At 46.3% G+C, this 9467-nt stretch carries 10 protein-coding genes and 1 riboswitch; of the genes, 5 read left to right on the top strand and 5 right to left on the bottom strand.

Going from position 1 to position 9467, the window contains the following annotated elements:
- Positions 1-284 precede the first annotated feature (284 nt).
- Positions 285-385, top strand: a riboswitch (TPP riboswitch).
- 100 nt (positions 386-485) lie between these two features.
- On the top strand, positions 486-1067 hold the full coding sequence (gene thiT, locus G9F50_RS12300; RefSeq protein WP_059367954.1) for an energy-coupled thiamine transporter ThiT: 582 nt from the start codon (positions 486-488) through the stop codon (positions 1065-1067).
- A 30-nt stretch (positions 1068-1097) separates the two neighbouring features.
- On the opposite strand, the gene G9F50_RS12295 is transcribed toward thiT, so the two are convergent.
- Both G9F50_RS12295 and G9F50_RS12290 read right to left on the bottom strand, forming a co-directional pair.
- The gene (locus G9F50_RS12295) at positions 1098-2627 is read right to left on the bottom strand and encodes a flotillin lipid rafts scaffold protein FloT (protein ID WP_060561853.1); all 1530 of its coding nucleotides are present in this window, start codon (positions 2625-2627) and stop codon (positions 1098-1100) included.
- Between the two features lie 19 nt (positions 2628-2646).
- Complete coding sequence (locus tag G9F50_RS12290) at positions 2647-3177, bottom strand: NfeD family protein (protein WP_032876878.1); 531 nt, start codon at positions 3175-3177, stop codon at positions 2647-2649.
- Positions 3178-3323: 146 nt separating this feature from the next.
- On the opposite strand from G9F50_RS12290, the gene G9F50_RS12285 reads away from it, so the two are divergent.
- The gene (locus tag G9F50_RS12285; RefSeq protein ID WP_043021198.1) at positions 3324-3812 is read left to right on the top strand and encodes a DinB family protein; all 489 of its coding nucleotides are present in this window, start codon (positions 3324-3326) and stop codon (positions 3810-3812) included.
- On the opposite strand, the gene G9F50_RS12280 is transcribed toward G9F50_RS12285, so the two are convergent.
- The 3 genes from G9F50_RS12280 to betB all read right to left on the bottom strand — a co-directional run bounded on the left by G9F50_RS12280 (position 3813) and on the right by betB (position 7164).
- Positions 3813-4394, bottom strand: coding sequence for an MOSC domain-containing protein (locus G9F50_RS12280; RefSeq protein WP_003152182.1), 582 nt, complete (start codon positions 4392-4394; stop codon positions 3813-3815).
- Positions 4395-4465: 71 nt separating this feature from the next.
- Positions 4466-5674 (bottom strand): choline dehydrogenase, encoded by a 1209-nt coding sequence (gbsB, locus tag G9F50_RS12275; protein WP_060561854.1) that lies wholly within the window; start codon positions 5672-5674, stop codon positions 4466-4468.
- Between the two features lie 17 nt (positions 5675-5691).
- Positions 5692-7164 (bottom strand): betaine-aldehyde dehydrogenase, encoded by a 1473-nt coding sequence (betB, locus tag G9F50_RS12270; RefSeq protein ID WP_039063515.1) that lies wholly within the window; start codon positions 7162-7164, stop codon positions 5692-5694.
- 200 nt (positions 7165-7364) lie between these two features.
- On the opposite strand from betB, the gene cudC reads away from it, so the two are divergent.
- From cudC to ktrA, 3 genes are all read left to right on the top strand, one after another.
- A complete protein-coding gene (gene cudC / locus G9F50_RS12265) occupies positions 7365-7919 on the top strand; it encodes a transcriptional regulator GbsR (RefSeq protein WP_007410170.1) in 555 nt (184 codons plus the stop codon).
- 159 nt (positions 7920-8078) lie between these two features.
- Positions 8079-8618 (top strand): biofilm surface layer hydrophobin BslA, encoded by a 540-nt coding sequence (gene bslA, locus G9F50_RS12260; protein ID WP_015240450.1) that lies wholly within the window; start codon positions 8079-8081, stop codon positions 8616-8618.
- A 163-nt stretch (positions 8619-8781) separates the two neighbouring features.
- Positions 8782-9450 (top strand): potassium uptake protein KtrA, encoded by a 669-nt coding sequence (ktrA, locus tag G9F50_RS12255; protein WP_060561855.1) that lies wholly within the window; start codon positions 8782-8784, stop codon positions 9448-9450.
- The last annotated feature ends 17 nt before the right edge of the window (positions 9451-9467 follow it).

Raw genomic sequence — 9467 nt, 5'->3', positions numbered from 1 at the left:
TCAAAGATCATTACCGCTTGTTGAAGCAGCTTTATTATCTTACCACTCAGCTTCTTTTATGTCAACAACTTTTTTTACGTTGTTTCCGAAGCTTTTCGTTGTTGTCTGCTGTTCATCAGCGACGTTTAATAATATAACACCCTTTTGAAAATATGACAATAGTTTTTTAAAAAAAACCATTAATTATTTTCTTTCATACTTATTTCAGTTTCTCTTCTATAGAAAGATAAGCTGTCTTGTGGTTTGGCATATTTTCTTGTATAGTAAGATTGAACTAAATACTTGATGACCACAAGGGGAGCATTAAAGCTGAGAGTGAACATTTTGTTCTGACCCTTTGAACCTGTTAGTTAACGCTGGCGTAGGGATGTGGCAAAGCCAAATGATTTGCAGTTTATGCAAGCAGCGCGCGGACCTTTTCCCATCCTTCCCCGCGCTGCTTTTTTGTTTATCCTTGTTACGGTTGTCTGACCAGGGGGAAAACTATGAATCATTCAACACGGCTTGTGCGCTTAATTGAAATAGCGATTATGACCGGGGCGGCTGTCATTCTGGACATTGTCTCAGGTATGTTTCTCCGGATGCCCCAAGGCGGTTCGGTCTCTATTATGATGATTCCGATTTTTTTGATTTCATTCCGCTGGGGAGTGAAAGCCGGGCTTACGACAGGCTTTTTGACAGGGATTGTCCAGATCGCCATCGGCAATTTGTTTTTGCAGCACCCGGTGCAGCTATTTCTTGATTACATCGCGGCCTTTGCAGTCCTCGGTTTCAGCGGCTCGTTTGCTTCCGGTGTACGGGAATCGGCATTGAATAAAAAAAGAGGCGCTTTAACGATGTATGTTATAGGCGGTGTTTTCATCGGCAGTGTGCTGCGCTATGCGGCACATGTGGTCTCCGGAGCTGTCTTTTTCGGAAGCTATGCTCCGAAGGGCACGCCGGTCTGGATTTATTCGTCCGTCTATAACGCGACTTATATGATTCCTTCTTTTATCCTTTCGGCCATTGTCCTTATCTTATTATTCATGACTGCGCCGCGGCTTCTTGAAGCTAAGCGGACAAACTGAAACAGCAGGCGGTTTACGCCTGCTGTTTTTTTATTCCTGGCTGTGCCGTTCGTTTGAATCACTCAGTTCTTTTGTAAGTTCATTTATACTTTGTTTTATGTTTCCTTTACCTGAAAAATTCTCAATAAGCTCTTTTACATTGATTCCGGAAGATGCTTTTAAGCTTTCCTGAAGACCGGCCATTAAATTGGTTGCGTAGCCTGTGACTTTATTGGCCCCGCTGTTTTCACCGCTTCCTCCCGTATCAACGACGGTTATTTTATCAATGTTGGAAAGAGGCGCTGAGACTTGCTTCGCATATTCAGGCAGCATTTTCACAATCATATCAAGGATTGCAGCCTGCCCGTATTTTTCGAATGCTTCGGCGATTTTTTCTTTAGCTTCCGCTTCTGCGAGACCTTTCAGGCGGATGACTTCCGCTTCGGTTTCTCCTCTCGCCTTTTCAGCCTCCGCTTTAGCAAGACCGTCAATTCTCACGCGTTCCGCTTCCGCCTTGGCCATCGCTTCGATGCTGTACTGCTCGGCATCCGCTTCTGCGAGCTGCTTCGCTTTTGCGGCCGCGGCCGCTTGTTCCACCGAGTAACGGTCAGCATCGGCTTTTTTCTTCACTTCAGAGTCATATTGGCGCTCACGGCGCAGAATTTCTTTTTCCTCCAATTCAATCTGCTTTTGCCGCTCAATAATTTTAATTTGCATTTCCTGCTCTGTCACCTGCTGGCGGGCTTTTGCTGTTTCAAGATCATATGCCTGGTCGGCATTGGCTTTTGCTGTATCCTGCTCTCTTCTGTATTCCGCCATTTTCAGCTGATTGATTTTTTCCGCTTCAGCTATTTCCGTCGCCCGCTCCAGCTCTGATTTTTTTGCGTCTTTATCAGCGGCCGCGCGTTTAATCCTCGTCTCTTTATCCGCTTCTGCCGTGGCAATGTCCGCATCCCGCTTGACTTGGGCGATTCTCGGCTTACCTAATGATTCAAGATAGCCGTTTTTATCACGGACGTCTTTAATCGTAAAAGAAACGATCACGAGCCCCATTTTAGCAAGATCCTGAGACGCGACCCGCTGGACTTCCTGAGAAAACTTTTCCCTGTTTTTATAAATCTCTTCAACGGTCATGGAGCCGAGGATGGAACGCAGATGGCCTTCCAGCACCTCCCGCGCCTCCTGCTCACGGTCGTCCTTAGATTTCCCCAAAAATTGTTCAGCTGCTGTTGCGATTTCACCGATGGAGCCTCCGATTTTAATAATGGCGGTTCCGTCGGCCATTACCGGCACGCCTTGTTCTGTATAGACTTCAGGTGTAGAGACATCAAGTTTGCTTGACAGTAAACTGAGAGGTTCTGCCTGCTGGAATACCGGGAGCACGAACGTTCCCCCGCCCCGGACGATTTTCAGACGATTTCCGCCTTCATCAATGTGGACGTTCTTATTTCCTAAATAACTTCCGGTCACGATAAGGGCTTCGTCCGGCCCCGCCGTCCGGTACTTCGTAATAAATACAGCAATAAGTGCGATGAGTAAAAAGAATACGATTCCGATAACGATGATAATCGGCATAGTCATAACAGTTCCCCCTTAGATATCAGATTGGTTCATGCGGCGTCACAAAAAGCACTCCGTCTTTTACGTCAATCACTAATACGGCCGTTCCGTACTTGATCTGTTCTTGATCAAAGCTGACGGCTGATTTAGAAATGGCGCCCCCTATTCCCTCTATGATTACTTCTCCATAGCCGTCTTTCGGGACGGAAGTAATGACCCTGCCGACTCTGCCCTTTAAATCCGTCTCCCGATATGCTAGCGATTCTTCCGCTGATGAAAGCGGGACAAGGACGAAGAAGTGAAGCAGGCTGACCAAAAGAACCGAAAGAACAAATGAAAGCAACGCAATGACAGGACTTGATAGCGGAGCGGCGATTTCGCCGATATAACCTGAGGCTGAAAAGATTGTTAAAAAAGACAGAATCAATGCAGGGTTTAAAAATGAAACAGGAATGGCTTCCGAGAGGCCGTGAAACACATCTTGAAAAAACAGAATCAAAAGCGTGAGACTTCCCGAAATAATCAATGTGTAAAGATAGACCGTTTCAAGCGGCAGATGAAATATGTCCATCTTCTATCCTCCTTTCGGCCGAGGTGTCGGAGTGTTACTTTATATACGGATGTAAAGGTAAATGGTTTCAATTTTCTGATAAGGAAGGCTGATTACATGATTATCCAATCCGGATATGATATGTTTACTCTAAAGGAGGAGATAGGATGAGCATTTTTAATGAAGCCAGACAGCAGATCTGGGAAGAACTGAAAGGACTCTCTGATGAAGAATTCAACCGAAAGCCCGCGGCTGATGAGTGGAGCGTGCGGGAAGTCCTTGACCATTTAAAGAAAATTGACGAAACAGCGCAGACCCTTTTATCAAAGCAGGCAAAAGACGCACCGTTAAAAGAAATAGAAGAAAAACCGATGGAGTTTATAGAGGACAGAACAGATAAACGGCCGGCGCCGTCACACCTCGAACCTGAGCAAAACCGAATATCAGTCATTGAAGCAAAACAAGAATTAGATACGGCAAGACAGCAGCTGACCGCAGTTATTTCATCATTAAACGAGGAAGACTTTGAACGTGTGCTTCCGCATCCTGTTTTTCAAGAACTGACGATCCGCCAGTGGATTGATTTTATCGGCCATCATGAAAAGCGTCACATTAATCAAATAGAAGAAATCAAACAAAAAATCAAGAAGGTCTAGTCAGACCTTCTCGATTTTTTTCTTGGCGCGTTTCGGTTCATAAGAATGGATGGTGACCGCATCGCCCGTGCATATGTCACCCGGGCGTTCAACAATACAGACAATTCCTCTTCTGCCCATCGCGTGCCTCACAAACGCCGCGGCGAGTTTTGGCTGATCCGGATAAAAGGATTGAATGACTTCTCCCGGCTGAATGCACGGATCATTTTCTCCCTCGCACAACAGAGACGCACCGCTTGGAAATATCATTCTGCTTCCTTCTTTAAGCGGCGTCAGTGCAGAAAAACCGCTGATTGCGATGTTAGCGCCGAGCCATTCGGGAAAGATATGAGAAATCCCCATCTTCTCCGCAATGTCATCACATTCCTCCATGGACACGATTGAAATCTGTCTCCGGTTAAAAATTTCTGTTCCTCTTTCATACATCGGCTCACGCGCGCCGGCCTTTTTTGTCAGTCCGAAATGCAGGTCACCGGGAAACCCGCCGTATTCCGCACGAAGCTTGTCCATCTTTTTGGTAACAAATTGTTCGGTATCCGCTATATATACGCCTTCCGTCTTTGCTGTTATGCGTTTCCACATCAGCCACCACCGCCTTTTTCTTGACATTATCCTTAAAAAACCCCGCTCTGTAAAGGAGCGGGGTTCATTTATTATACCGTTTTCGGCGTTAGATCAAAGCAGCGTTTGTAAATCCAGTTGTATGCTTTCTCATTCAAATCTCTTGGATTTCCGAAAGTTTGCGGATCTTTCATAGCTTCTTTTGTTAAACGTTCAATCATGTCCGGAGACACACCTTGTTCTTCTAAACTCGGTACCTCTAAATCTTTTACAAGATCATACATCCAGTTGACGGACGCTTTTGCCGCTTCTTCGGTTGTCATATTGCTTGTATCGATTCCGAATGCTTTGGCGATGCGGGCGAATTTTTCCGGATAGCCTTTCCAGTTGTATTCCATTACCGGCCCCATCATAGCTGCGACGCATTGTCCGTGAGCGACAGGGATGATGCCGCCGAGCGTCTGGCTCATCGCATGCGCCGCGCCTGCTGATTCACTGCCGTATGAAAGGCCGGCAAGCATCGCCGCCTGCGCCATGCCGTATCTTGCTTCCAAATCCTCTCCGTCCGCAAACGCGCGCTTAATATAATGCGCCGCATATTCAATGGCCATTAAAGCGACGGCATCAGTGATCGGCTGCGCGAATTTCATCGTATAGCACTCGATTGCGTGCGCAAGTGCGTCAATACCTGTCATGGCCGTCACATGCGGAGGCATGGACGTGTGCAGCTCAGGGTCAATGACCGTTAAATGCGCGGCGATAAGCGGTCCGCCCGTATTGAATTTAAATTCTCTTTTCTCATCTGTAATGACCGCCCATTGTGTGACCTCTGAACCTGTTCCCGCAGTCGTCGGGATCGTTGTCAGCGGAGGAATACGGTTTTCCAGCGGCTTTTTGCCTTCCGCGGCTTCATAATCAAGCACGCTTCCTTCGTGTGTCGCTTCTACCCCGATGGCTTTCGCTGTATCCATGGAGCTTCCGCCGCCGACAGCCACAAGGCCGTTGCAGTTTTCTTTTTTATACAGTTCTGATCCTTCGTTTACAAGACGTACAGGCGGGTTCGGCTCCACTTTGTTAAACAGGACGACTTCGATGCCCGCCTCCTGTAAAGATTCAATGACCGGGTTTGCCACTCCCGCGTTATAAATTCCCGGGTCTGTTACGAGCAGCGCTTTTGTGACGCCAAGCGCTCTGACTTCACTTCCCGCGTGCTGAATCGCGCCGATTCCGTGTTTAATGACTGTCGGGATTTCGAATGTATGGAATTTATGCATGCTTTCTACTTTCATATTTAATGTCATATTGTATCTCCTCCTCGTTATGCTTGAAACCAGTTCACGGGTGCAGGTTTCGTGTTGCGGTAAATATGTTTGATTTCCGTGTATTCTTCCAGACCGATTTTGCCGAGTTCGCGGCCGAAGCCCGATTGTTTGTACCCGCCCCATGGCGCTTGCGCGAAATACGGGTGGAAATCATTGATCCATACCGTTCCCATCCGCAGTTTGGCGGCTACGCGTTCGCATTTTTCAATATCCTTCGACCATACCGCTCCGGCCAGCCCGTAAATGGTATCGTTGGCAAGTCTGATCACTTCTTCTTCAGAAGAAAATGACTCAACTGTTAAAACGGGGCCGAAGATCTCCTCTTGGACTATCCGCATATCAGACTTGCAGTTTGAGAAAATAGTAGGTTCATAGAAGAAACCGTTTTGAAGGGCGGGATCATCAGGACGTTTGCCGCCTGTTTCCAGTTTTGCCCCTTCTTCGATGCCGATTTCTACGTATTTTTCGACTTTAGCCCGATGCTCGGCGGAAATCAGCGGACCGCTTTCCGTATCTTCATGAAAACCGTTTCCTAATTTTATGCGTTTCGTGCGCTTGATCAGCTCGGCTAAAAATTCATCATGAATGGCTTCGTCCACCAAAAGACGGGACCCTGCCGAACATACTTGGCCGGCATGGAAAAACACGGCGTTCAGCGCTTGATCTGCAGCTGTTTCGAGATCTGCATCTTGGAATACGATATTCGGATTTTTGCCGCCAAGCTCCAGAGCAATCTTTTTCACATTGCCGCTTGCCGCCTGCATGATTTTTTTGCCTGTTTCAATTCCGCCCGTAAAAGAGACCAAATCGACGTCGAGGTTTCTCGCCAGCTCGTCGCCGACAGAGGCGCCCGGCCCCAGCACAAGATTGGCAACCCCTTTCGGAATACCGGCTTCTTCTATTAATTGAAAGACTTTAATGGTTGTCAGCGGAGTAATCTCGCTCGGCTTTAAAACGATCGTGTTTCCGGCCGCAAGAGCGGGAGCGATTTTCCAGCTCGCCTGAAGGAGCGGATAGTTCCACGGCGTAATTTGTCCGCATACGCCAATGGGCTCTCTGACGATTTTACTTACGGAATCGGGAATCGGAGATGAAATGACCTCGCCTCCGTCTTTATCCGCCAAACCGGCATAATATTGAAATACATTTGCGATATCATCCATATCGGCTTTACTTTCTTCAATCGTTTTTCCTGTATCGAGCGATTCCAGCTCAGCTAATTCGTTCAGATCGCGTCTGATTAATTCCGCAATTTTCAGAACAAATTGTCCGCGCTCGAGCCCGGAAAGCACCGGCCACTCCCCTTCATCAAATGCTTTTCTGGCTGCAGCGATGGCTTTCACCGCATCATCCCGGTCTCCTTCGCATACCGTTGCAATTTCTTCTTGATTAAATGGATTAATGATACGGCGCGTCTGTTTTTTTTCTGCACTGATCCATTCGCCGCCGATATAAAGCGTTTTGCTCATAAGAGTCCTCCTTACCGAAAAGTAAGTTTGTTAAATAAAAATTTAATGTTTTTAACAATATTAATTTAACACATGTTTTTTTGCCTGTCAAAACCCGGTCAGTCCGTTTAGATTTTGACATTTTGTCATGATTCGTTAAGATTAAGAACATAAAGAAATGACTTAACAAATTTAAATTTCAAGAGGAAAAGAGGGACAGTATGGATGAGAATCCAGAATTCGCAGCTATAGAACAAGCCAGGGATCTTGTCATTGATTCCATTGCAGAGACGATGGATCTTTACGGAATCACCCGGAGTGTCGGGATTTTATACGGAACAATGTATATGAGGGATGAAATGACGCTTGACGAAATGCGTGAGGAACTGCAGATGAGCAAACCGAGTATGAGCACAGGCGTCAAAAAGCTGCAGGATTTAAATGTGGTCAAAAAAACCTTTCACCGCGGCACACGGAAGCATACGTTTGTAGCGGAAAAAGATTTCTTTACGTTTTTCACGAATTTCTTCCCGCCGAAATGGGATCGTGAAGTTCAGGTGAATTTGTCCGCCATCGAACAGGCCCAGGCGGATTTGCAGTCCGTTTTGCTGGCCGAGGAAGGCAACGCGGAATTACAGGAAGAAGCGCGGCAGTTATATGATCAGCTTGAAAGTTCGAAAGCTTATTATCATTGGCTGAAGCGGCTCGCCGACTCGGTTCAGAGCGGGGAGATTTTTAAATTTATCCCGATAGAAACGGACGAAAAAAACGCCTGAATCAAAATCAGGCGTTTTTTGTCGTGTTTTGATTATTTTTGAGAAAATATAGGAACATAACCCCATTTACTTCCATTAAAATTGATGGTAAATTTTTATAGGTATGGACGTTCTTTTTTAAGAACAATCAACAAATTTTTTTTAGGGGGATTTATGAAAATGAAACAGAAATTTTTCTCAACTGTCATGGCAAGTTTATTCGGCCTGGTTTTGCTTCTTTCTCTGCCGACAGCGTCATTCGCCGCTGAGTCAGGCTCAACCGTTCACGAGCCGGAAATGTCCACGAAAGCGACTGCTACCTTATTTGCAAAATATACAGGTGCCAGCCAGCAGGAATGGTCATTTTCTGATATCGAATTGACGTACCGTCCGAACACGATCCTGAGCTTAGGCGTTATGGAATTTACCCTTCCTAGCGGATTTGCGGCTACAACAAAAGATACAGTCAACGGACACGCTTTGCGTGAAAGACAGATTCTGAATAACGGCAAAACAGTCAGACTTCCGTTAAACATTGATTTGCTCGGCGCAGCGGAATTCAAGCTTTCTCTTAATAATAAAACATTGCCTGCTGCAGGTACATATAAGTTCCGTGCAGAAAATAAATCATTAAGCATCGGCTCTAAATTCTATGCTGAGGACACAATTGTTGTTCAAAAACGCAGCACACCGCCGACACAGCCTTGCAACTGCAAATAATTGCGAAAAACGGACCGGCACAAGCCCATCGCTTGTCAGCCGGTCTTTTTTTGTGCTGTTTTCTTTCTTCCGGCCCTCGCATTGACAAACCCTTGAAACAGGAGTACATTCTTGTTTGTTGTATTTGGAGTGACGAAAACAGTTTCTTAAGGAGTTATGAGGATTGGGAAAAATCAAAAATAAACAATTTGCCGTCATCGGACTCGGCCGTTTCGGCGGAAGCATCTGTAAAGAGCTTTTTAAAATGGGGCATGAGGTGCTTGCGGTCGATATCAGCGAAGAGCGGGTCAACGCATACTCCTCTTATGCCACGCATGCTGTGCGGGCAAATTCAACGGAAGAAAGCGAGCTTCAGTCGCTCGGCATCAGAAATTTTGAATATGTCATCGTAGCAATCGGCGCCAACATTCAGGCAAGCACGCTGACGACGCTGTTATTGAAGGAGCTGAACATCCCTAATATTTGGGTGAAAGCGCAAAACTATTATCATCACAAAGTGCTTGAAAAGATCGGTGCTGATCGTATTATCCATCCCGAAAAGGATATGGGCGTGCGGATTGCGCAAAGCCTTTCGGATGAAAACGTCTTAAATTATATTGATTTGTCAGATGAATACAGCATCGTGGAGCTTTCAGCCACGAAAAAGCTGCATTTAAAATCCATTCTTGATCTCGGCGTCCGGGCCAGATTCGGCTGCAGCATTCTCGCCGTGAAACATAACGGAGACATTCAGCTGTCCCCTTCTCCGGAGACTGTCATTCATGAATGTGACTGCCTTGTGCTGATGGGGCATAAACGTGATATTAAAAGGTTTGAAACTGAAGGAATGTAAAAAAGCCGGCGGGCTGC

Origin of the sequence: Bacillus sp. EKM206B (assembly GCF_011066015.1) — a bacterium.
In the GTDB taxonomy this organism is placed as follows: domain Bacteria; phylum Bacillota; class Bacilli; order Bacillales; family Bacillaceae; genus Bacillus; species Bacillus velezensis.
Note: the sequence above shows the minus strand (reverse complement) of the source record. Positions and strands in the feature narration are given on the sequence as shown.